Origin of the sequence: Pseudomonas abietaniphila, assembly GCF_039697315.1 — a bacterium.
GTDB lineage: Bacteria > Pseudomonadota > Gammaproteobacteria > Pseudomonadales > Pseudomonadaceae > Aquipseudomonas > Aquipseudomonas abietaniphila_B.
On record NZ_CP155619.1, the window covers coordinates 344403 to 366155 of the forward strand.

General features: G+C 61.8%; 24 protein-coding genes and 1 pseudogene. 3 read left to right on the forward strand and 22 right to left on the reverse strand.

Annotated elements, in window-relative coordinates; genetic code table 11:
• Window positions 1-174: 174 nt before the first annotated feature.
• Window positions 175-636 carry an REP-associated tyrosine transposase gene (locus tag ABDX87_RS01440; RefSeq protein WP_346833673.1) on the reverse strand — a complete coding sequence of 154 codons (462 nt, stop codon included), beginning with the start codon at window positions 634-636 and terminating at the stop codon, window positions 175-177.
• 81 nt (window positions 637-717) lie between these two features.
• Between ABDX87_RS01440 and ABDX87_RS01445 the strand changes: the two genes are divergently transcribed.
• Window positions 718-912: a hypothetical protein gene (locus ABDX87_RS01445; protein ID WP_346831237.1), complete on the forward strand. Its 195-nt coding sequence runs from the start codon at window positions 718-720 to the stop codon at window positions 910-912.
• A gap of 98 nt (window positions 913-1010) precedes the next feature.
• On the opposite strand, the gene ABDX87_RS01450 is transcribed toward ABDX87_RS01445, so the two are convergent.
• From ABDX87_RS01450 to phnC, 14 genes are all read right to left on the reverse strand, one after another.
• Window positions 1011-1832, reverse strand: coding sequence for an alpha/beta fold hydrolase (locus ABDX87_RS01450; RefSeq protein WP_346831238.1), 822 nt, complete (start codon window positions 1830-1832; stop codon window positions 1011-1013).
• Window positions 1833-2061: 229 nt separating this feature from the next.
• Window positions 2062-2811, reverse strand: coding sequence for a phosphonate metabolism protein PhnP (gene phnP / locus ABDX87_RS01455; protein WP_346831239.1), 750 nt, complete (start codon window positions 2809-2811; stop codon window positions 2062-2064).
• Window positions 2802-3368, reverse strand: a complete 567-nt coding sequence (gene phnN / locus ABDX87_RS01460) for a phosphonate metabolism protein/1,5-bisphosphokinase (PRPP-forming) PhnN (protein ID WP_346831240.1) — start codon at window positions 3366-3368, stop codon at window positions 2802-2804. The genes phnP and phnN overlap by 10 nt, the downstream gene beginning before the upstream one ends.
• Window positions 3368-4531, reverse strand: a complete 1164-nt coding sequence (locus tag ABDX87_RS01465) for an alpha-D-ribose 1-methylphosphonate 5-triphosphate diphosphatase (protein ID WP_346831241.1) — start codon at window positions 4529-4531, stop codon at window positions 3368-3370. Before ABDX87_RS01465 ends, phnN begins: the two co-directional genes overlap by 1 nt.
• On the reverse strand, window positions 4525-5241 hold the full coding sequence (phnL, locus tag ABDX87_RS01470; protein WP_346831242.1) for a phosphonate C-P lyase system protein PhnL: 717 nt from the start codon (window positions 5239-5241) through the stop codon (window positions 4525-4527). Before phnL ends, ABDX87_RS01465 begins: the two co-directional genes overlap by 7 nt.
• A 33-nt stretch (window positions 5242-5274) precedes the next feature.
• Entirely contained in the window at window positions 5275-6090 is an 816-nt protein-coding gene (gene phnK, locus ABDX87_RS01475; RefSeq protein WP_346831243.1) for a phosphonate C-P lyase system protein PhnK, read from the reverse strand.
• Entirely contained in the window at window positions 6087-6962 is an 876-nt protein-coding gene (locus ABDX87_RS01480) for an alpha-D-ribose 1-methylphosphonate 5-phosphate C-P-lyase PhnJ (RefSeq protein WP_346831244.1), read from the reverse strand. Before ABDX87_RS01480 ends, phnK begins: the two co-directional genes overlap by 4 nt.
• Entirely contained in the window at window positions 6959-8032 is a 1074-nt protein-coding gene (locus ABDX87_RS01485) for a carbon-phosphorus lyase complex subunit PhnI (RefSeq protein ID WP_346831245.1), read from the reverse strand. The genes ABDX87_RS01480 and ABDX87_RS01485 overlap by 4 nt, the downstream gene beginning before the upstream one ends.
• Window positions 8032-8637 (reverse strand): phosphonate C-P lyase system protein PhnH, encoded by a 606-nt coding sequence (gene phnH, locus ABDX87_RS01490; RefSeq protein WP_346831246.1) that lies wholly within the window; start codon window positions 8635-8637, stop codon window positions 8032-8034. Before phnH ends, ABDX87_RS01485 begins: the two co-directional genes overlap by 1 nt.
• Window positions 8637-9104 (reverse strand): phosphonate C-P lyase system protein PhnG, encoded by a 468-nt coding sequence (gene phnG / locus ABDX87_RS01495; RefSeq protein WP_346831247.1) that lies wholly within the window; start codon window positions 9102-9104, stop codon window positions 8637-8639. Before phnG ends, phnH begins: the two co-directional genes overlap by 1 nt.
• 14 nt (window positions 9105-9118) lie before the next feature.
• A complete protein-coding gene (gene phnF, locus ABDX87_RS01500) occupies window positions 9119-9853 on the reverse strand; it encodes a phosphonate metabolism transcriptional regulator PhnF (RefSeq protein WP_346831248.1) in 735 nt (244 codons plus the stop codon).
• Window positions 9854-9892: 39 nt separating this feature from the next.
• Window positions 9893-10681, reverse strand: a complete 789-nt coding sequence (gene phnE, locus ABDX87_RS01505) for a phosphonate ABC transporter, permease protein PhnE (protein WP_346831249.1) — start codon at window positions 10679-10681, stop codon at window positions 9893-9895.
• A 93-nt stretch (window positions 10682-10774) separates the two neighbouring features.
• A complete protein-coding gene (phnD, locus tag ABDX87_RS01510; RefSeq protein WP_346831250.1) occupies window positions 10775-11779 on the reverse strand; it encodes a phosphonate ABC transporter substrate-binding protein in 1005 nt (334 codons plus the stop codon).
• A 58-nt stretch (window positions 11780-11837) separates the two neighbouring features.
• A complete protein-coding gene (gene phnC / locus ABDX87_RS01515; protein WP_346831251.1) occupies window positions 11838-12671 on the reverse strand; it encodes a phosphonate ABC transporter ATP-binding protein in 834 nt (277 codons plus the stop codon).
• A 392-nt stretch (window positions 12672-13063) separates the two neighbouring features.
• On the opposite strand from phnC, the gene ABDX87_RS01520 reads away from it, so the two are divergent.
• On the forward strand, window positions 13064-13936 hold the full coding sequence (locus ABDX87_RS01520; protein ID WP_346831252.1) for an alpha/beta hydrolase: 873 nt from the start codon (window positions 13064-13066) through the stop codon (window positions 13934-13936).
• 154 nt (window positions 13937-14090) lie between these two features.
• Here ABDX87_RS01520 and ABDX87_RS29085 read toward each other — a convergent pair whose 3' ends face one another.
• The 3 genes and pseudogenes from ABDX87_RS29085 to ABDX87_RS01530 all read right to left on the reverse strand — a co-directional run bounded on the left by ABDX87_RS29085 (window position 14091) and on the right by ABDX87_RS01530 (window position 16812).
• Window positions 14091-14975, reverse strand: a complete 885-nt coding sequence (locus ABDX87_RS29085; RefSeq protein WP_431061301.1) for a methyl-accepting chemotaxis protein — start codon at window positions 14973-14975, stop codon at window positions 14091-14093.
• Window positions 14976-14996: 21 nt separating this feature from the next.
• Window positions 14997-15983 (reverse strand): annotated as a pseudogene (locus tag ABDX87_RS29090) (cache domain-containing protein); the annotation flags it as partial.
• 388 nt (window positions 15984-16371) lie between these two features.
• Window positions 16372-16812, reverse strand: coding sequence for a VOC family protein (locus tag ABDX87_RS01530; RefSeq protein ID WP_346831254.1), 441 nt, complete (start codon window positions 16810-16812; stop codon window positions 16372-16374).
• 107 nt (window positions 16813-16919) lie between these two features.
• On the opposite strand from ABDX87_RS01530, the gene ABDX87_RS01535 reads away from it, so the two are divergent.
• Window positions 16920-17789 carry a LysR family transcriptional regulator gene (locus tag ABDX87_RS01535; protein WP_346831255.1) on the forward strand — a complete coding sequence of 290 codons (870 nt, stop codon included), beginning with the start codon at window positions 16920-16922 and terminating at the stop codon, window positions 17787-17789.
• On the opposite strand, the gene ABDX87_RS01540 is transcribed toward ABDX87_RS01535, so the two are convergent.
• Genes ABDX87_RS01540 through ABDX87_RS01555 form a run of 4 tightly spaced genes read right to left on the reverse strand, consistent with a single transcriptional unit; the run spans window position 17771 to window position 21708 of the window.
• Complete coding sequence (locus tag ABDX87_RS01540) at window positions 17771-18757, reverse strand: oligopeptide/dipeptide ABC transporter ATP-binding protein (protein WP_346831256.1); 987 nt, start codon at window positions 18755-18757, stop codon at window positions 17771-17773. The two genes, ABDX87_RS01535 and ABDX87_RS01540, sit on opposite strands and share 19 nt — an antisense overlap.
• Complete coding sequence (locus tag ABDX87_RS01545) at window positions 18754-19788, reverse strand: ABC transporter ATP-binding protein (protein WP_346831257.1); 1035 nt, start codon at window positions 19786-19788, stop codon at window positions 18754-18756. The genes ABDX87_RS01540 and ABDX87_RS01545 overlap by 4 nt, the downstream gene beginning before the upstream one ends.
• A gap of 2 nt (window positions 19789-19790) precedes the next feature.
• Entirely contained in the window at window positions 19791-20690 is a 900-nt protein-coding gene (gene ddpC, locus ABDX87_RS01550; RefSeq protein ID WP_346831258.1) for a D,D-dipeptide ABC transporter permease, read from the reverse strand.
• Window position 20691: 1 nt separating this feature from the next.
• Entirely contained in the window at window positions 20692-21708 is a 1017-nt protein-coding gene (locus tag ABDX87_RS01555; protein WP_346831259.1) for an ABC transporter permease, read from the reverse strand.
• Window positions 21709-21753 lie beyond the last annotated feature (45 nt).

Here is a 21753-nt window from a genome sequence, read left to right on the forward strand (position 1 = left end):
GGGCTCCCACGCCCTCCGGGCAGAATCAAAAGCGGCATGCCCGACACTATATGCTTCTGCCGAAGGCGTGGGAGTCCGCCGGGGTGGCGCTCCACCTTGCCGGGGATCTGGCGCGAAGCCGCAGTACCCTGAAAACCCGATGCGACAGGCAAATTGAATGCGCATCCGGAATGTTCAAGGTAACCAGATGGCATCCCACAATGGGTAATCGCCTATCCTTCTCACCAACCCGGCTCTCAGCGGGTTGGCGACGATATAGCGTGCGACGGCTTTGATATCTTCTTCCGAACGCAACGCCCGGTCATGGAATCCCTTCTGCCAGACCTGACACTGCCGGCCCAAGGCACGGTTGATGCTGTGAGCACTGCGTGATTTTGCGCGCCGCATCAAGGTCGATAACGTGCTGTCGTGCAGTTCAATGAGCCAGTGAAAATGGTCAGGCATGACGACCCAGGCCAGAGAGCGTGCCGCTCCCTCCTCCTCGGCGAGTCTGAACTCATCGACCACGAGTCTTCCCAGGCGCCAGTCGGCGAGGATTCGTGAACGGTTATGGACCACGGTGGTAAGCAGGTAGAGGTGATGACCGCCCGAATACCGGCCCGTGCGCAGTTGTCGTGAATGAGGTGCTGATTTCAGCATTCCTTTGCCTTTGCCCGTAAATGTCCTGGCAAAGGTTAGGAGGCATTGACCCTCATGGGAGCGGAGGATATTTTCCTGATGTGTCGCCCGAAGCAGCCGATCGCCGACAAGGTGCAGCGCCACCCCGGCAGCCTCCCACGCCCTCCGGGCAGAATCAAAAGCGTTGCGCCCGACACTGCACTGCGTCTGCCGAAGGCGTGGGAGTCTGGCTTGCCGACGATCTGGCGCGAAGCGGCAGTAAACCCTGACAACCCGGTGTGTCAGGCAGATTGAAGTAGCAGAGTTTACGACTGCTGCGCAGCCGATCGCCGACAAGGTGCAGCGCCACCCCGGCAGCAAAGACTGCGCTGCCGGTTAAGGACGCAAAGACGTCAACCCTTGATGAACCCCAGCAGGATCGTGTTGATCTCTTCCGGTTGGACGTTGCACATGCCGTGAGAACCGCCTTTCACCACGTGCAGGGTCGAGCCCTTCACGAGTTCGTGGCTCTTGTAGCCTGACGCAACGATCGGCACGATCTGGTCGTCGTCGCCGTGCAGAATCAGTGTCGGGACGTCGATCTTTTTCAGGTCTTCGGTGAAGTCGGTCTCGGAGAACGCCTTGATGCAGTCGAACTCGCCTTTGACGCTGCCGAGCATGCCGATCGACCAGAACGAATCGATCGCGCCTTGTGAGGTTTTCGCGCCGTCGCGGTTGAAGCCGAAGAACGGCACAGCAAGGTCTTTGAAGAATTGCGAGCGGTCGGCGGTGAAGCCGGCGCGGATGCCGTCGAACACGTCCATCGGCAGGCCTTCAGGGTTCGCCGCGGTTTTCAGCATGATCGGTGGAACGGCGCCGATCAGGACGGCTTTGGCCACACGCGAGGTGCCGTGGCGACCGATGTAACGCGCGACTTCGCCGCCACCGGTGGAGTGGCCGATCATGATTGCGTCTTTCAGGTCCAGCGCTTCGAACAGCTGCGCCAGGTCATCAGCGTAGGTGTCCATGTCGTTGCCGTCCCAGGTCTGCCCCGAACGTCCATGGCCGCGACGGTCATGGGCAATGACCCGGTAACCGTTTTGACCGAGGAACAGCATCTGTGCGTCCCAGGCGTCGCCGTCCAGTGGCCAGCCATGGGAGAACACGATTGGCTGGCCGGTGCCCCAGTCCTTGTAAAAAAACTCGGTGCCGTCTTTCAGGGTCAAGATAGACATTGGACGCAATCCTCGGGAACTGTGTAGGGAAGAGAGAGCGTAGTCCGGGATTGTGAATGTAGCTTGAAGGTATGTGCTTGTTTCAAGCCTGGTGCCGATGACCTGTGGGAGCGAATTCATTCGCGATGCGGGTGCAGGCGCCAACTGATGTGTCGGCTGTTCTGGCCTCTCGCGAATGAATTCGCTCCCACAGGGATTTGCTTGCGGACAGATGCGGCCGCGATGGACGCTAGATCTCCATACCGTCTCGAGCCACGTGCACGCCGTCCGGAAGCTCCCCGGCATGCTGGATCAGCCACGCATCCAGCGTGTGCCCGACGTGGGTCAGCACCGCCCGCTCGGGCTTCAATGCCTCGATGATCTGCAACGCCAGAGTCAAATCATTGTGATTACGCGGCGTTTGCGGCTGCGGCGGCATCGAGCAGTCCAGGACCAGTACGTCCAGCAGCTGACGCTGTAAATACGCCGTGGTGTCAGCGGGCAACCCCACTGTGTCGGTCAGGTAGGCCATTCGCCGGCCACCGCCTTCCAGCAGATAGCCCAGGGTCGGTTTCGAGTGCAGCAAGGGTAAGGCCGTGACACTCAGCTCGCCAAACTGGCGGGTCTCGAACGCCGCGAACGGCTGACTGAAATCCAGAATCCCCGGGTGTTTATACAGGTCCGACAGCCCTTCAGGATCGGCCGGGCCATGCACGGGAATCACCAGCCCCTGCCCCCAGCGTAAATGCAGCAAGCCCTGGGCGTGGTCGGCGTGGTAATGGGTCTGGAGGATGCCGCTGAAGCTGCGCGGCGGGAACCGCTCGGTGAGGTCTGGCAAGCCGCTGTCGATCAACCAGCGCTGATCGCCGAGCTCGACCAGCGCCGAGCACGGTCGTCGACGCCAACGCGAATCGGCATGGGCCGCCTGACAGGCCGGGCACTGACACCCGTAGACCGGCACCTGCCGCGCATCTCCGGTGCCGAGCAAGGTCAGACGCATGCGTGCTCCCGGTCGATCCGTTGCAGCAAGCGGACGACGGTTTGGTCCAGGGCTCCGGAATTGTCCAGCAGAATCACTGACGGACTATCCGCGAGCAAGTCATCGGCGAATTGCGCATTGCGCGTCAATCGCTCTTCGATCTCGTTCGCCGACTCCCGACCTCGCGCCAGCAAGCGTTGACGAAGGACCGCCTGATCGACCGACAGCAGCACCACCAGCAGATCCGGATAGCGCTCACGGGCCTGAGGCAGATGCCCGCGCGATCCGTTGATCAACACGTCATGACCATCAGCCAGCCATTGATCGATCTCTTTCGGAATCCCGTAGTGCAGGCCGTTGGCAAACCAGTCAAGGGCAAACGCGCCTTCAGCCTGCATGTGGTTGAACTGCTCGACGCTGACCGCCTGCGCCGCTTCGCCCTTGGCTTCCGCCGAGCGGGTGATGACCCGGCGCACGATCCGGCAGCCACGAGCGGCCATCGGTTCGCGCGCGGCATCCAGCAGGCTGTCCTTGCCCGAACCGGACGGTCCGATGAGATAGATCAACCTGCCAGCCATTAAAAAACCCTCTTCGCTTGTCGCCAGACCTGCTGGATCACCGGCAGTGTGCCCACGGCGCGGGCATGGATCAGGTCGGCGCGCAGCCCGACACGGATTTCGCCGCGATCGTGCAGACCGGCCGAACGCGCCGGGGCCAGGCTTACCGTGGTCACGGCCTGGGCCAGCCCTGCCCCCGACGTCTGCCGGGCTTCGTCCAGTTGCGCACCGAGCGCAAAGGCCGCTTGCAGCAGACTGGCCGGATAGTAATCGCTGGAGAGAATATCCAGTAGCCCTTCTTTAGCAAGGGTGGCCGCCGCAATATTGCCCGAGTGCGAACCGCCTCGGACGATGTTCGGCGCGCCCATCAGCACGCTCATGCCCAGGCGCCGGCACGCTTGCGCCGCTTCCAGCGTGGTCGGGAACTCGGCGATGGTCATCCCATACCCCGCCGATTCCTCGACGTGCTCGACCGTCGCGTCGTCGTGGCTGGCGACCGACAAGCCGCGGTCCAGGCAAATGTCGACGATCGCGCGGCGGTACCGGTCACTGTAGACCTTCGAGTTGGCGACCTGCTCGACGATGAATTCGTCCATCTGCTCGGTGCTCAGGTGGTACTTACCCATGTAGTACTCACGGTACTTGGATTCAAGGGCAAACTGACGCTGACCCGGCGAATGGTCCATGGTCGAGACCAGTTGCACCAGCGGCTGCTCCACCAGATCGCGGAACACGCTCAAGGTGTCCGGGTGGCAGACCTCGCAACGCAGGTGCAAACGGTGTTCGGCACGGGTCATGTCGGCTGCATTCGCCTGGGCGATGGCTTCGACCATCCCGGGCAGTTGCTGCATGCGCTTGCCCTTGGGGTTGACGTCGCCGATGGACAGCGCGTCGAACACCGTGGTGATGCCCGCAGCGATGATCTGCGCGTCATGGCTCATCACCGCCGAAGCTGACGGCCAGTCCACACCCGGACGTGGACTCAGGTGTTTTTCCAGGTTATCGGTGTGCAGTTCGACCAGCCCCGGCAGCAGGTAATCGCCGCCCAGGTTCTGTGCCTGTGGCAAATGGCTGACGCCGGTCTGAACGTCGCTGATCAGGCCGTCGCGAAGGACCACGGTGCCGGTGAACACCAGATCGGCAGTGACGATGTGGGCATTGGTCAGGATCTGTTCGTTCAGCATTGCAGTAACTCCTTCGCGGTCAAGTCCAGCGGTGTCATGTCCAGATGGCGGTCGGACACCGCCTCGCGAGCCAGACGGTCGTGAAAGATGCCGATCACGGCGGCACCGTCGGTTTTCGCTTCGTTGATCAGCTCCAGCACCACTTGGCGATTGCTGTCGTCCAGCGACGCCGTGGGTTCGTCCAACAGCATGACGGGCCACGGCACCATGAAGCCCCGCGCGATGTTGACCCGTTGCTGCTCGCCCCCGGAAAAGGTTCCCGGCGCCAGTTGCCACAGGCGTTGCGGGATGTTCAGACGACTCAACAGGTGTTCGGCGCGGGCCTGGGCCTCTGCGCGGCTCCAGCCGCGGGCCAACGCTGGCTCCATCACCACATCCAGCGTCGCGACACGGGGGATCACCCGCAGAAACTGGCTGACATAACCCAGCGTCAGTTGCCGCACCGCCAGTACATCACGTGGCTCGGCGTCCACCAGCTCCAGCCATTGGCCCTGATGCTGCACGCGGATGCTACCGCCTGCAGGCAGATAGTTGCCGTACAACGTGCGCAGCAGCGTGCTTTTACCGGCGCCGGAATGGCCGTGCAACACCAGGCACTCACCGCCTTGTACAGAGAAGCTCAAACCGCGTAACACGTTCAACACCACCCCGTTCTGCTGATGCAGGGTGAAGGTTTTCGAGAGGTCGCGGACCTCGATCAGCGTGTTCATTGGGACACCTTACAGTCAAAGGCTGAATTCAAATCAGGGCTGCAGCACCGAGGACACCAACAGTTGCGAATACGGGTGCTGCGGGTCGTCGAGGATCTGGTCCGTGAGACCGGTTTCCACCACGTGAGAACGGCGCATCACCATCAAGCGGTCGGCCAGCAGACGGGCCACGGCCAGGTCGTGCGTCACGATCACCACCGCCAGGTCCAGCTCACGCACCAGGCCGCGCATCAGATCGAGCAGCCGCGCCTGCACTGACACATCGAGGCCGCCCGTCGGCTCGTCCATGAACACCAGACGTGGTCCGGAAACCAGGTTGCGGGCAATCTGCAGGCGCTGTTGCATGCCTCCGGAAAAGGTCCGGGGCAGGTCGTCGATACGGGCAGGATCGATTTCCACCTGACTGAGCCAGTCAAGGCCCGCCGCACGCAGTTGCTGATAATTGCGCACGCCTTGAGCCATCAGGCGCTCGCCGATGTTGGCGCCCGCCGACACCGCCATGCGCAGACCGTCACGGGGGTTCTGCTCGACGAAGCCCCATTCGGTGCGTAACAAGGTGCGACGTTCGGCTTCACTGGCGCTGTACAGGTCCAACCAAGTGCCTTGTGTGGTGCGGTAATCGATGACGCCACGGTCCGGCGGGCAGCGACCGCTGAGCAGCGAAAGCAGCGTGGATTTGCCTGAGCCGGACTCACCGACAATGCCCAGCACCTCGCCTGGGTACAGCTCGAAGCTGACGTCCTGACAGCCCTTCTCAGCGCCATACAGTTTGGTCAGGCCATTGACCTTGAGCAGCGGTTGGGTGCGATCAGCGACCGTCACCTGAGAAACATTCTGAGCGGCATTCATTGGCCGTCCCTCCCCTCATTGACCCGCTGCGCGCAGTAGTCGGTGTCCGAGCAGACGAAGCTCTGGGTGCCCTGATCGTCGAGAATCAGCTCATCGAGGAACGAGTCATGGCTGCCGCAGATGGCACAGTTGTGCTCCCACTTCTGCACCTCGAACGGGTGATCCTCGAAGTCCAGGCTGGTGACGCGGGTGAACGGCGGCACGGCATACAGACGCTTCTCGCGGCCTGCACCGAACAGCATCAACGCCGGGCTCATGTCGAGCTTCGGGTTGTCGAATTTCGGGATCGGCGACGGGTCCATCACGTAACGCTCGTCCACCGTCACCGGGTAGGCATAGGCCGTCGCGATGTGGCCAAACGTGGCGATGTCTTCGTACAGTTTTACGTGCATCACGCCGTAGTCGTTCAGCGCGTGCATGGTGCGGGTCTCGGTTTCCGACGGTTCGATGAACCGCAGTGGCTCGGGGATCGGCACCTGATAGACCATGATCTGGTCGGCATGCAGCGGCGTTTCCGGGATGCGGTGACGGGTCTGGATGATCGTCGCCTCCGGCGTGCGCTCGGTGGTCTCGACGCCTGCGGTGCGGGCGAAGAACCGGCGGATCGACACCGCGTTGGTGGTGTCGTCAGCGCCCTGATCGATGACCTTGAGCACGTCTTCGGCGCCCAGGATCGCGGCAGTCAGTTGCATGCCGCCGGTTCCCCAACCGTACGGCAGCGGCATTTCACGCCCACCGAACGGCACCTGATAACCCGGAATCGCCACGGCTTTGAGCAGGCCGCGACGGATCATGCGTTTGGTCTGCTCATCCAGATAAGCGAAGTTGTAGGCCTCGTCGCGTGGCGGCCGAGGTTGCGTAGCGGCGTTCATTGGGCCTGCTCCTTGGAGGGCTTGCGCAGTTTGCGGATCAGTTCCAGTTCGGCCTGGAAGTCGACGTAATGCGGCAGTTTTAGGTGCGACACGAAGCCGGAAGCTTCGACGTTGTCGCAGTGCGCGAGCACGAATTCTTCCTGCTGCGCCGGCGAGACGATTTCCTCGGCGTATTCACCGGCGCGCAGCGAACGGTCCACCAGCGCCATGCCCATCGCCTTGCGCTCGGCATGCCCGAACGCCAGACCATAGCCGCGCGTGAATTGCGGCAGCTCGGTGGCCGAACCGACGAACTGGTTGACCATTTCGCACTCGGTGACTTCGATGGCGCCGATGGAGATCGGGAAGCCCAACTCTTCAGGCTCGATCCAGACCTCGACGTCTCCGACCCGTATCTCGCCCGCAAACGGGTGGTTACGGCCGTAGCCACGCTGCGTCGAATAACCCAGCGCCAGCAGGAAACCTTCGTCGCCCCGGGCCAGGGCCTGCAAACGCTCTGCACGGCTGGCCGGGTATTCCAGCGGTTCGCGGGTGATGTCGGCGACCGGCGCGCCGGTGTCGGCCTCTTCCTTGATCAGACCTTCTTTGGCCAACAAGCCCAGCACCCGCGGACAGGCCTCTACCGTGGCGTCTGGCTTGCCTTGCGGCCCCGGGTATTCACCTTCGGCCAGCAGCGTGAAATCCAGCAGACGATGGGTGTAGTCGAAGGTCGGCCCCAACAACTGTCCGCCCGGGACGTCCTTGAAGGTCGCGGACAAACGACGGTTGAGCTGCATCGACGAGGTGTTGATCGGCAGGCTCGCGCTGAAACGCGGCAGCGTGGTGCGATAAGCGCGCAGCAAAAAGATCGCCTCGACCAGATCGCCGGCCGCCTGTTTGATCGCCAGTGCGGCCAGTTCCTCGTCGTACAGCGAGCCTTCGGTCATGACCCGGGCCACGGCCAGCGGCAGTTGCTGACGGATTTGCTCGACGCCCAGTTCGGCCACCGAAGTGTCGCCACGACGTTTCTTCGCCAGCAGCTTGTGCGCATTATCGATGGCCTGTTCACCACCTTTGACGGCAACGTACATCAGGCACCTCCTTTCTTGAACGCGACCTGAGTGCTGCGCGGCAGGCCCATCAGTTCGCTGCCGGCGAGGAAAAACACGTCGATGCCACGGGGGAAATCGTTGTGCGCTTCACGCGCTTCCCAGAAGGCTTCCTGCAACGGCAGGCTCACATGGTTCTGGGTTTCGATGCCGGGACCGCGCAGGGCGACCTGGCGCCCACCTTGGAGGCTCGGCAGTTGAATCAGCAGCGTGCAAGACTGGTCGGGATATCGGTCGTTGCCCAGATCGAAGCCACTGAGGTCGTGCAACTGACTGTCGTCCAGCAGGGCAAAGCGCGCGTTCTGCCGGTCGCTGACGATCGGGCAGCCGCAATGAAAGGTCAGGTTGGCGCGAATTGCCTGGGTGTCGAATTTCGGCGCCAGCCACAGCGGTGTGTCGATATCCAGCAGCGCGAGGCACAACGCGTGACTGGCGGATGCCAGGCCTTCAAGGTGCGGCGGGGTCTGCGCTGACAGCAGGCTTTGCGTCACGCCAGGACCGGCAAGGGCCTTGAGGGCCGCACGGAAGCTGCGCTGGGCATCCAGCACGGGGTCGGCGAAGGCAGGCTGTAAAAGAGTCGCACTCATCAGTTTTCTCCTCTGACCAGCGTGAAGAACTCCACTTTGGTCGCTGCGGTTTCGGCTTGTTGTCGGGACCGGCGCGCGGCTTGCGCCTGGGCCAGCGGTTCAATCAGCTCACGCATCCAGTGAGCCTGTTGTGCACCTTGCAAATGCGCGTCGGCCAACGCCGCCAGTTCGGCATGGGCCTTGTCGCGGCCCGCCAGATAGCTGTAACCGGTGCGGCCATCGGCCAGGCGCACGACGCAGCGCGTCACGCTCATCTCACCGACGTTGAACGGTGCCCCGCTGCCGCCCATGCGGCCACGAACCAGGGTCATGCCGATTTCCGGGGCGCGAATCAGCTGGTATTCGGCGTCGCGCAATGCGTTTTCATGGGGCAGCAACTCGGCGCGCCGGGTACGCGAGAGCACGCCGATCCAGTGCTGGCGGGCAGCGTGCTCAGGCGCTGTAGCAGGAGCAGATGTGGCAGTCATCGAGGGCATCTCCATCAAGTGACGATCTGATACTGGAAGCGGTCGGAACGGCTGGTGGAATGGGCAATCTCCACCGGGTGTCCGTCCGCGTCGCGGGATAGGGTGAGCACGGTCAGCGCCGGCAGATGGCGCGGCATCAGCAACACGCTGGCCTCTTCACGGCTGGGCAGGCGTGCGCCGATGAGGCTGAACGTGCGGGTCAACGGCAGGCCGTGCCCTGCGAGAAACTGGCGCACCGAGCCGCTTTTGTAGTCGGCGAGCAAATCGCTGCGGCTGGCGCAGTAACGATGGCGAATCAGGCTCACCGGCTGGCCGTCGAGTCGACGCAGGGTTTGCAGCTCGATCAGCGGCGCCTGCTCTTCGAGGCCCAGGTGCTCGGCTTCTTCACGCGTCGCGACGCACTGGCGGCGTTGCAGCAGGATGGCTTCGACGCCATGACCCTGTGCCGACAGCGACTGGCTGTACGCGCTTTCCGCCGCCACCGGGTACACCAGCGGACGGCCCAGCACCTGAGTGCCCTTGCCCTGGCGGCGCAGCAGGCTGCCCTCGCGCACCAGTTCATCGATTGCCCGACGTACCGTGTGGCGGTTGACGTCGAAGCGCGCCGCCAGTTGCGTCTCGGCGGGCAGGAACTCGCCTGCGATATAACGGTTCAATTCGCTGCGCAAGGTGTCCGCCAGTTCGCGGTACACAGGCTCCCGCTGCGGGGTTTCACGGTGCAGGGCTTCGGCTTGTCTAGACAACTGCATGGCTAAAAAAAGGGTTCGCACCCTCTCCTGTCGTTGGCATTAGATGAACTGCTTGCGCAGGCGCTGGGAGAAGATGTCGATCACACTGACCACCACGATGATGACCAACAGCACCGAGCAGGTCTGGGTGAACTGGAAGGCGCGTATGTTTTCCCAGAGGATCACACCGATCCCGCCCGCGCCGACCATGCCCACGACCGTGGCCGAGCGCACATTGGATTCGAAGCGGTACAAGGCGTAGGAAATCCACAGCGGCATGACCTGCGGGATCACCCCGAAAATCACTTCCTGCAGTGCACTCGCACCGGTGGCGCGAACACCTTCCACGGGGCCCGGGTCAATGGCCTCGACGGCTTCGGCGAACAGTTTGGCGAGCACCCCGGTGGTGCTGATCCACAGCGCCAGGACACCGGCAAACGGGCCCAGGCCCACGGCCACGACGAACAACATCGCGAAGACCATTTCATTGATGGAGCGGAAGGCATCCATGACCCGGCGCAACGGTTGGTGAATCCACCACGGGGTGATGTTGTCGGCGCACAGCACGCCCAACGGCACCGAACAGACGATCGCGAGCAACGTGCCCCAGAGGGCGATGTGCACGGTGACGACCATTTCCTTGAGGTAGGCGCGCCATTCGTGGAAGTCAGGCGGGAAGAAGTCTGCGGCAAAAGTTGCCATGTTGCCGGAGTCGCGGTACAGCGCCAGCGGGTTCATTTCGGCGCCGTGCCAGGCCCAGGCCATGATGGCGAGGAAAAGGCCCCAGCCCAGGTATTGCGGCCAACTGCGCTTGCCGGCGATTTCAACGTAAGCAGCGTGAGTGGTCATAAAATTTCCCGATTGCTAATGCATGAACTGCGGTGACTGACGCGGCGCCCTGCTTGACCGTGAGGCATCAAGCCGAGTGCCACGTCCGGTGCATCAACCCGCCTTGGCGGTGTTCTGTTTTTCCAGTTCCGAGATGCGGTCCTGCAGCTTGGTCAGGCCAGCGTCGATCTCTTTCAGGCGGCTCGCCTTTTCGTCGGCGCTGAGCGTGGTGCTGGCAGTGGTCTCGGTCTTTTGCTTGAACAGCTCGAGCTGGCGAATGGTCAGCAACTGGTCATCCGAAGACTTGAGGAACTTGCCCATCTGCATGTTCTTCAACACCGCTTTTTCTTCGTCGGTGTCGCCATAGTTGGCGAAGAACTCGCGGATCTTGTTCTTGTCCGCGTCGGACAGGGATTTACGCAGGACCATCGGGTCGGCCGGGATGATCGGCGACTTCCAGATCACCTTGAGCTTCGCCGCGCTCTCCGGCTGGGTCACTTCCAGACGGTCCCAGCTTTCGGTGTTGAAGGTCGCGACATCCAGCTGACCCTTGGCAACGCTCAAGGCGTTGACTTCGTGGCTGGAGTTCAGCGTGCGTTTGAAGGCGGTGGCTGCATCCACGTGGTTCTTGGCGAACACGTAGTAGCCCGGAATCAGGTAGCCCGAGGTGGAGTTCGGGTCACCGTTGCCGAAGGTCAGTTCCTTGGCGTGCTTGAGCATGTCCTCGACCGAATTGATCGGGCTATCCTTGCGCGCAATGATCACGCTCCAGTAACCCGGCGCGCCGTTGGCGGCTGCGGTCTGGGCGAAGATTTCACCGCCCGAACGGTCCACGGCTTCCATCGCCGCCTTGTTGCCCAGCCAGGCCACGTCGACCTTGTTGAAGCGCATGCCCTGGATCAGGCCAGCGTAGTCAGAAGCGAAGGTGGCGTTGACTTTCAGGCCGGTTTTTTTCGACATGTCGTCGAGAAACGGCTGCCAGACACTTTTCAGGTTCTGCGAGGATTCGGTGGACATGATGCCGAAGTTGATAGCGCTGTCGTCAGCCTGCGCGGTGCCCATCAGGCAACCGGCGAGCACAGCGGCAGACGCGAACACGCGACCGAAACGGTTCAACATGGAGAGCTCCTGGAACGTGGTTATGGTGTTTTTTGGGGTTGTTGAAGCGACGCAATCGTCAGGCTTGGGCCAGCGCCAATTGCGGCGGTCGGCCTGGATTACGCCCTTTGTCTGCGAACATCAGGCTGGCGTCGGCGTCGGCGCCGTACAGGTCATTGAGGAACTGACCATTGAGGTCGGCGCCGCTGCCGTCGAAGTGGATGCGGCCGCCTTTGAGCGCCACGGCACGCGGGCAATAGCGCACGGCATAATCCACCTGATGCAAGGTGACCACGACGGTCTTGCCGTCCTGGCGGTTGATGTCGGCGAGAATTTCCATGACCTTGCGGGCGGACTCCGGGTCCAGCGACGCGATGGGCTCGTCCGCCAGAATCACTTCGGCTTGTTGCGTCAGGGCCCGGGCGATCGCCACGCGCTGCTGCTGACCACCCGACAAGGTTGAAGCACGCTGGCGAGCCAGATCGGCCAGGCCGACGCGTCCCAGATTAGCCATCGCACGGGCTTTTTCCTCGGCATTGAACATCCCCAGGCTGCCGCGCCAGCGCGGCATGCGGCCCAGGCAACCGAGCAGGACGTTGTCCAGCACGCTGAGGCGGTTGACCAGGTTGAACTGCTGGAAGATGTAACCAATGTCGGCGCGCAATCGGCGCACCTTGCCATTGAGTCGGCCCGAGGCCTGCACTTCACGGCCCAGCACACGGACACTGCCGCCATTGCTGCGATCACAGCAGGCAAGGCCTGCGAGATGGCGCAACAGCGTGGATTTCCCCGAACCCGAAGCGCCGATCAGCGCGACCATTTCTCCGGGTTGTATAGACAATGCGAGATCAACCAAAGCGGTTTTGCGAGCAAATGTCTTGTTCAAGCGGTCGACATGGATGGCTGCGTTCATGGGCTTCTCTTGTCTTTGATTGCGGCGTCCTGCCGAGGTGAAGGTTCTACCGTTCAGCCTGTCCCTGGCCGCGTTCGGTGCGAGTGACATTAGAGAGAGCGTGTGGCAGTTCGATGAACCGTCCATGAACGCGAGATAACAGTTCGTTGACCATTTGATGCCGGGGAATTTGCGGCTTTTGTCGACATGTTTGCCGAAAACAGCGGCCTTGACGGGGTGTTGGCTAGACAAGTCGAACGCAAGGAACGTGGCGTGTCCCGCGATCGACTGCGCAGAAGTCGTGAAAAAAATGAAGTGGGTCAGGTAAAACGCTTAGCAGGCATTACGACCGGTTCCCGGCCGATCACGGGACAAGCCACGCTCCTACACATTCAGCACCTGAGCACCTATCAATGAACTGGAAACAAACCCTCACCGTCGTACTGCTCAGCGCCCTGCCCTTCATGGCCAGCGCCGACAATCAGGAGAAGCCCACTTTGGCCGCAACCGGCTCTGCCCACTACCGCTTCGAACGTCTGAACATCGACTCGCCTGACGGCGAACGTCATTACCGTCTCGACATCGCGATTCCCGACGGAACTGCGCCAGCGACCGACTACCCGGTGATGTACCTGCTGGATGGCAATAACGCGCTGGCCGAGTTGCAGGACAGTTGGCTGGGCGAACTCGACGCAGGCACTCCGCCGCTGCTGGTGATGATCGGCTACGACATCGAGGGCACCTATGACGGTGAGCAGCGCACCCGGGATTACACCGGTACGACGTCCAGGGCGTTTCTCGATCTGATTGAAACGAAGATCAAACCCGAGGTCCAGGCGCACTACGCCATCGACCTCAACCGACAAACGCTGTGGGGGCATTCTTTCGGCGGGCTGTTCGTGCTCTCTGCGCTGCTGGAGCGCCCTGACGCTTTCCAGACCTGGATCGCCGCCAGCGCATCACTGTGGTATCAGCCAATGACCTTCGACAATGGCATGGCACTCAGAAAATTCCCCGAAGGGACCACGCGCACGGTGCGCCTGATCAGGGGTGAAAGAGAAGGCAAACCGCCCATCGCACAATTCGATGGTGGCTCGCCGGAAAGAAGGAAGGCGATGCAGGCAGTGCCCAGCGACGCCAATCGCCTGCTGGCGGAACATCTGGCGATCCTGCCCGGCGCCGAGGCCAGCTATGAACAGTTCAACGGACGTAACCACGGGCAGATGTTCAGCACGGCGTTGCACCTTGGCTTGCGCCGGGCTGCCGGATTGCCCGAGCGGCCTTGACGTTTTGAGCGATGACTCGTGCTCACCACACGACCTGTGGGAGCGAATTCATTCGCGATGCAATCCATCAGCCGATGCATCCGCGGCGGATGCACCGGCTTTCGCGAATGAATTCGCTCCCACAACGGCGTGCTTTGCGCCGCAGTCGGGGTTGTCAGATGCGGAACGTCCCCACCAGATGCTGCAAGCGCGCTGCCTGATGTTCCAGGTGGGTACAGGCCTCCAGCGTTGACTTCAGGTTGTCGACGCCTTCCTGGTTCAGTGTGTTGATCTCGGTGATGTCGACGTTGATCGATTCGACCACGGCGGTCTGTTCTTCGGTCGCGGTGGCCACCGACTGGTTCATGCCGTCGATTTCACCGATGCGGCGGGTCACGCTGTTCAGGCGTTCGCCGGCCTGGTTGGCGATGGTAACGCTGCTTTCGCTCTGGCGCTGGCTTTCGGTCATGTTCGCCACGGCGTCGCGAGCACCGACCTGCAATTCTTCGATCATGCCCTGCACCTGCTGCGCCGAATCCTGCGTCCGGTGCGCCAGATTACGCACTTCGTCCGCGACCACAGCAAAGCCACGACCGGCCTCACCCGCTCGCGCCGCCTCAATGGCTGCGTTGAGCGCCAGCAAGTTGGTTTGTTGCGAGATGCCGGTGATCACCTCGAGAATCTGACCGATGTTGGCGGTCTTGTTGTTGAGCGTTTCGATGTTCAGGCACGACTCGCTGATCTTTTCCGACAGTTGATCCATGGCCTTGATCGTCTGCGTGACAACGCCCTGACCTTCGCTGGCCAGTTGCGTGGCTTCGCTGGAATGCTGCGACGCCATGGCGGCGTTCTGAGCGATTTCCTGGGCGGCGGCACCGAGCTGATTGATCGCGGCGGCCACGCTGCTGGTGCGGCTGGCTTGTTGGTCGGAGTTGCCCATCGATGAGTTGGAAGCGCACACGACGCGTGCTGCCACTTCACCCAGTTGACCGGCGGTGGACGCCACCTCACGCATCGAACCATGAATACGCTCGACGAAGCGGTTGAAAGACTGCGCCATCGCGCCGAATTCGTCCTGCGAGACAATCGACAGACGTTTGGTCAGGTCGCCCTCACCGTCTGCGATGTCCTGCATGGCCCGGCCCATCTGGTGCAGCGGCTGCATGAGCACGCGGATCAGCAGGCCAAGCAGCAGCATGATGATTGCCACGGCAATGACCATCGCGGTGATCGCCGAAGAGCGGAATTCGCTGAGCATCGAGTAGGCCGCGTCACGGTCCAGCACCAGCGCGACGTACCAGTTGGCCGAGGACAAGCCGTCCACCTTGGTGAACGAAATGAACTGCGCCTTGCCGCCGGATTCGATTTCGGCCACGCCTGGCGCGATCTTCGGCGCCCCGTTCGGGTAAGCCTCACTGACGTTCTTGAGGATCAGCTTGCTGTCGGGGTGGATCAGGATCTTGCCATCGGCACTGACGATATAGGCGTAACCGTGCCCGCCGAAATTCAGCGAGTTGATGGTCTTGCTGATGACGTCCAGCGAAATGTCTGCGCCGGCGACGCCGATCATCTGGCCCTGCTGACGAACCGGCGTGGCCAGTGTCACCACCAGCTTGCCGGACGAGGCCGCAACGTACGGCTCGGTGACAATGGTGCCCTGCGCGGCATCGGCGGCCTTGTACCACCCGCGAGCTCGGGGATCGTAGTCGGCGGCGCGGTTACCGGCCGGCACCGAGAACATCAGCCCGTCCTTGCCGCCGAAGTAACTGAGCTGGAAGTTGTCCGGGTACACCGGCAGGCCGACGATACGCTGCAAGCTGCTCGGCGCCGGGCCGTCGGCGGCGATCTGCTGAGCCATGGAATACAAAAGCTGAGTACGACTGTCCAGCCAGGTCTGAATGTTCTGCGTGGTCAGACTGCCCAGTTGTTGCAGTTCTGCGTCCACGTTGTTCTTCAATGTTTCCCGCTGGCGAAAATCGTTCACCAGTATGAAACACGAGAAAGCAACAACAACTACCAGTGCAGCGGCCAGCAGGATCTTTCTGCTGAAACCCAGACGATTGATCATACGATTGTGTCCATAACCAGGAATGACAGCGACGTGAATGCGTAGCCGATCAGGCGCGCGCCGCGCTTTTTACGGGCTTATGCGAAGAAAGGGAAGACGCGGCCTGAAATATACTTCGGCCGCTGGATGGCAGAGTTTAATGCCGGTCGTCGAGGACACTAATCGGTCAGCACTTATTACGGGCGATACTTGGTTTTTGTTTAAACATCCGTCTAAGTGTGTTTAAAGCTGGATCCAATAATGTGCATTACATCGATAACGTGAAGGCGCTTGCTTGCCCGCGACTGCGGTTTGTCTGAGAAGAATTTATTAACTGACACTCCGCAATCGCGGGCAAGCAAGCGCCTACAACTAATGTGCAGCGTGTCAGGGCCCAACACGCACGCTGTTATTTTGCAAACAGCTGCCCGATGTCCTTGAACGCTTTGAACTCCAGCGCATTGCCGCAGGGGTCGAACAGGAACATGGTCGCCTGCTCCCCAACCTGCCCCTTGAAGCGCACGTAAGGCTCGATCACAAACTTCACGCCTTGGCCCTGCAACCGATCCGCAAGCGCCTCCCATTCTTCCCAGCCCAACACCACGCCGAAATGCGGCACCGGCACGTCATGGCCGTCCACGGCGTTGGTGCCCGCGTGGGCCTGGGAATCGGTTTTCGGGTGTTCGTGGATCACCAGCTGATGGCCGAAGAAATCAAAATCCGCCCAATGATCGCTGGAGCGACCTTCCGGCAAATTAAACACGTTGGCGTAGAAATGCCGTGCGGCGGCGAGGTCATAAACAGGAATAGCAAGATGGAACGGCGAGAGTTTCTGAGGGGTGGCGGTCACGGTCAACTTCCTCTTTTTGGGATGCGCTCATCTTTGCCCATTGAATCATTGATTGAAAGATCATAATTTTCGCGTCGAGCCACAATTATTTTGATCAGTGAGCCACCATGATCCGCGAGTTGAAAACGTTACTCACCGTCGAACGCCTCGGCACCTTTGTGGCGGCGGGCAACCAGATCGGCCTGACGCAATCAGCGGTCAGCGCGCAAATCCGAACCCTGGAAAAAGCGCTCGGCACCCCCCTGTTCGATCGCAGCGGACGCAGTGCCACCCTCAACGCGGCCGGTCAACGGGCATTGCCGATGGCACGGGAAATCGTTGAGCTGTATGAACGGATGGCCACGCCATCCGCCGACAGCGGCTATTTTGGCGAGCTGGTGATCGGCGCCATCGCCACGGTGCAAACCGGCCTGCTCCTCGCCGCACTGGTGCAACTCAACACCCAGGCGCCCACGGTCGAGGCCAAAGTGGTGCCGGGGGTTTCGCAGACATTGCTCAACAGCGTGGATGCCGGGGAGATCGACTTGGCGATCCTGATCCGGCCGCCCTTCGCGCTGCCCAAGGAACTCTCGCTGGAAGTCATCGAACGCGAGCCGTTCGTCCTGATCGCGCCTGTACATATGGAGGGTGATGACCCCCTTCAGCTGCTTCGCGATCACCGATTCGTGCGATACGACCGACACTCGTTCGGCGGGCGGCAGGTGACGCGGTTTCTGCGCGAGCAGGAAATTGAAACGCAGCCTGGACTTGAGCTGGACGAAGTGGACGCCATCGTGCGCATGGTCGAGGCCGGACTCGGTGTGTCCCTCGTGCCCCGAGCAGGTTTATGGCTGGAACGCGCCGCCCACATCCGGATCGTCGAACTCGGCGCGCTGACCTTTTACCGCGAGCTGGCGTTGGTGATGCGCCATGCGAATCGGCAACTCCCGCTGCAGCGGTTGTTTCGGGAGTGCCTGGCTCAAACCGACTGCAAATGACACCTCACCCTCTCCCCGCCCGCTGCCGCTTTGGCAGGCAATAGCTGTTGCGGCTTGTCGCATCCGGCGGTCGCTTTAGGGCAGCGATCCCGAAAGAAACACCCGGTCGGCAGGTTGCGGTTGCCCGGCAATTCGGTCGGCGCGGACACTTGGGCGTCGTCCACGGCCACGCCCAGTCGCGGCACGGCTTCCAGCAGCAACTGGGTGTAGGGATGACGTGGGCGTTCCAGCACCTCGGCGGCACTGCCCAGTTCGACGATCTGCCCCAGGTACATCACCGCGACCCGATCGGCCATGTGCCGCACCACCGAGACGTTGTGCGAAATCAGGATGTACGTCAGGTCACGACTGCGTTGCAGCTCGGCCAACAGATTGAGGATCTGCGCCTGCACCGAGATATCCAGCGCCGAGGTCGGCTCGTCGAGCACGATAATGTCCGGGTTCGATGACAGCGCCCTGGCGATGGCGATGCGCTGCCGTTGACCGCCTGAAAACTGATGAGGAAAACGGTCCATGTACTCGGTACGAATCCCGACCTGAGAGGCGACCTTCGCAGCGATGTCGCGCATGTCCCGACGCGGTGCCGAACGCTGGACGAACAGCGGCTCGGTGATCACCTTCCACACCGGCAATCGCGGATCGAGGGACGATTGCGGGTCCTGAAACACGATCTGCACGTTGCTGCTGCGTTCCTTGGCGTTGTTGTAGATCCACTCGAGTTTGCCCGACGTCGGCTTGATCAGGCCCATCAGCAACTGCGCAAGGGTGCTTTTGCCGCATCCCGACTCTCCCACCACGCCCAGGGTTTCTCCGGCACGCACCTGCAGGTCGATGCCGTTCAAGGCGTGGGCCAGGGCTTTGGGACGACCCAGCCAGTCCTTGCCCATGGGGTAATGCACGCGTACGTCTTCAAGTCCCAGAATGACCGGGTGTTCGTCGGGCAGTGATTTGAACGCTGCACGGGTCATGAATGCATCTCCTGGGCTGATGAGGATGATGGCTCGCTCAACCAGCAAGCGCTCTTGCGATCGGCAACGGCATTGATAACCTGCATGGGCGGGCGTTGCAGGCATTTGGGCATGGCATGGGCGCAGCGGTCGCGGAAGGTGCACCCCTCAGGCAAGGCCGACAGATTCGGCACCTGACCGGGAATGGTCATCAGGTCCTGACCCAGTTCAACCTGCTCCGGCAAGCCGCTGAGCAGCCCCTGAGTGTAGGGATGACGGGGATCGGCCATGACCTGCGAGGTCACGCCCTGCTCCACCACTGCACCGGTGTACATCACGTAAACCCGGTCGCAAAACTGCGAGACCAGCGCCATGTCGTGGGTGATCAGCAAAATCGCCGTGCCTCGCTCGCGGGCTTTCTCGCGCAGCAGCAGCAACACCTGCCGTTGCACGGTCACGTCCAGCGCGGTGGTCGGCTCGTCGGCAATCAACAACTGTGGATCGCAGGAGAACGCCAAGGCGATCATCACCCGCTGACGCATGCCACCGGAAAGCTCGAACGGGTAGCTGTTCATCACCTGTGCGGGATCGGCGATGTGCATGTCGCGAAGCAGCGCGATGGCTTTGGCGCGGGCGTCGGCCTTGCTCAGTTGCTGGTGATGGATGATCACATCCAGCATCTGCCGGCCGATGCGTCGTGTTGGATTCAGCGCGGTCATGGGTTCCTGAAAGATCATCGCCGCGTCGCGGCCACGGACCTTCAGCAGGTCTTTTTCCTTGGCGGTGAGCATGTCGCGGCCGAGGATGCTCAGGCTGCCGCTCTTCACTTGATAAGCGCGTTCAGGCAACAGGCGCAGGCTGAGCATGGCGGTGACTGACTTGCCGGACCCGGACTCACCGATCACCCCGACGATCTCACCGGGATTGACGTGCAACGACACGCCATTGAGCGCCTTGACCGTGCTCTTGTAGGCCGGGAACTCGATGCTCAGGTTGTCGATGGTCAATACCGGCGCGGTGTCGACAACGGGTTTAGAGGCTTGTGCGTGCATGATCATTTCCCCTGCTGGCGTGGGTCGAGCAGATCGCGTACGCCGTCGCCCAGAAGGTTGAATCCGGTGGCGGTGATCAGAATCGCCACGCCGGGAAAGGTCGAATACCACCACTGATCGAGGATGTAATTGCGACCCGTTGCGACCATCGCACCCCATTCGGCAGTGGGCTGTTGCGCACCGAGGCCGATGAAGCCCAGCGCCGAGGCCATGAGAATGGCGCTGCCGATGTCCAGACTGAGCTGCACCAGCAACGGCGGCATGGCGTTGCGCGCCACGTGCCAGAGCACCATGTGCCAGCGCCCTGCGCCGAAGGTTTCAGCGGCTTTGACGTAGCCCATCTGACGAATGCTCAGGGCCTGTCCCCGGGCCAATCGCACGTAAAAGGGAATTCGCACCAGGGTGATCGCCAGCATCGCGTTGAACAGGCTCGGGCCCAGGGCCGCGGCCAGCGCCATGATCAGCACCAGCGACGGCACCGACAGCATGATGTCCATCAGTCGCATAATCAGGCTGTCGAAGCGCCCGCCGATGATTCCGGACATGCAACCCAGCAGGCCACCCGCGAAGCATGACGCGAAGGCGACAAACAGCCCGACGCCCACGGACTGACGGCTGCCATACAGGACTCGACTGAACAGATCGCGGCCCACTTCATCGGTGCCGAACCAGTGCGCGGCAGAAGGCGCCGCCAGACGCTGGGTCAGGTTGAGCGCATTGGGATCATGGGACGCCAGCCAAGGCGCGAAGGCCATGCACAGCAGCACCATCAGGGTGATCAGCAACCCGGCCATGGTCAGCGGGCTGCGTCGCACCTGATGGGCCAGATACGCGAATTTGTCCTGCCAGCGCGAAGCCTTCGGCAGCGGCGCCACGACCGGCGCAGTGAGTGGAGTGGACATGTCAATTGACCTCGCCGATGCGTGGGTCGATCAGGCGGTACACCAGATCGATCGCCATGTTCAGCAGTACATAAATGAAGGACACCAGAATCGCGAAGCCCATGACCGCCGGGAAATCAAGCGACTGGATCGACTTGACCACGTAAGCGCCCATGCCGGGCCAGGCGAACACGGTTTCGGTGAGGACCGCGCCATAGAGCAGATCGCCCAGGGTCAGGCCCAGCACGGTCACCGATGGAATTAAGGCGTTGGGCAGCGCATGGCGCAGGATCACCGCCCACTTCGACAACCCATAGGCCCGCGCTGTACGGATGTAGTCCTCACCCAGTTGATCGAGCATCGCCGAGCGAATCTGTCGCGCGACCACCCCCAGGTTGACGAAGCCCAACGTGATCGCAGGCAGGATCAGGTGCTGGACGGCGTTGAAAAACAGACCGCTATCCCCCCCCAGCAAGGTGTCGATCAGGTAAAACCCGGTCACCGTCGGCGGCGGATCAAGGCCTTCATCAATCCGTCCGCTGCCCGGCAGCCAGTTCAAATGTCCGTAGAACAGCACGATCAGCCCCAGTCCGAGCCAGAACGCCGGAGTGGAAATCCCGGTGACCGCCAGGGTTCGCGCCACCTGATCGATAAACCGGTTGTGGTAGACCGCCGACAATACGCCCAGCGGTACTCCCACCAGAATCGACAGAGTCAGCGCCGCCAGCGCCAGCTCGAGGGTCGCCGGGAAGAACGCTTGCAAGTCTTCCAGCACCGGACGGTGGGTGCGAATCGACGTGCCCAGGTCGCCATGCAACAGGTCGAGCATGTAGCGGCCGTATTGGTGATACAGCGGCAGGTCCAGCCCCAGTTGATGGCGAATGTTCTCGACAATCGCGTCGGTGGCGCGGTCTCCCGCGATCAGCCGTGCGGGATCACCCGGAATCAGATGGGAGATGGAAAAAGTAATCAGGGAAACGCCGAACACCACCAGCAACAGGCCGCCCAGACGTTTACGCAAAATATTCAGGAAGGCCATCAGGCACCTCGGTCACGCATTCAATCGACAACGCGAAACAGATCG